This window comes from Brevibacillus thermoruber 423, assembly GCF_000454065.1.
GTDB lineage: Bacteria > Bacillota > Bacilli > Brevibacillales > Brevibacillaceae > Brevibacillus > Brevibacillus thermoruber.
In genome coordinates this window covers 1-857 of record NZ_ATNE01000023.1, presented here as the reverse complement: position 1 = coordinate 857, position 857 = coordinate 1, and the positions used below count along the sequence as shown (strand labels likewise).

The following is an 857-nucleotide window of genomic DNA, read 5'->3' as shown; positions in this document are numbered from 1 at the left end:
TCTATCTTCGTGCTTCTGGAATCCCTGCCGCTCACACCAAACGGCAAAGTGGATCGCAAGGCACTTCCTGCACCGGACCTTGCTCTCATGAAGGCAGACGATAGAATCAGGCCGCGTACTCCGCTAGAAGGACTGGTAGCCGAGGTCTTTGCGAGGGTCCTAAACGTGGAAGAAGTGGGGATCCACGACAATTTCTTCGAACTCGGCGGGCACTCACTCCTGGCGACTCAAGTCGTCTCCCGACTGAGCAACTCTCTTGGCATATCGGTTAGTCTTCGGACTTTGTTCGAATCACCGACGGTCGCCGGTCTCGCGGAGGAGCTCCAAAACGCCGACGAAGAACCCGCTGTTCTCGAGTCTGTCGTGTCACGGTCCTACGCAAACGTGAAAGAAATCTCACTTTCTTTCTCCCAACAGCGGTTGTGGATATTGAATCAACTGCTGCCGGACGGCTCGATATACAACATTCCTTGTATGATTAGGCTGAAAGGAAAGCTCAATCTCCAAGCGCTTGAGAGTAGCTTGAACGTCATTCTTGAACGTCACAACATTTTGCGCACGACGTTTGAAGAAGTCGAAGGGGTGCCGGTGCAGAAAGTCGTCGATCCATCCTGGACGCCACTTGAGATTACGGATATTCCGGAACCATTCGAGAAAACAGTGGATCGTCTGGCTGAGGAAGAGGCGAGCCATGTATTTGACCTGACCCAAGGCCCGCTCGTTCGCTTTAGACTACTCCGCCGACATGAAGGGGAGAGTGTGCTTCTCTTCAATATGCACCACATTGTATCGGACGGCTGGTCGCTCGGCATCCTCATGAAGGAACTGACCGAACTGTACAAGGCATATACATGCGG

At 52.9% G+C, this 857-nt stretch carries 1 protein-coding gene; it reads left to right on the top strand.

Annotated features, from left to right (window positions below; genetic code table 11):
• Nucleotides 1-165 precede the first annotated feature (165 nt).
• Nucleotides 166-857: condensation domain-containing protein (locus tag M516_RS22735; RefSeq protein WP_238550914.1), on the top strand; the 692-nt coding region annotated here is incomplete at its 3' end.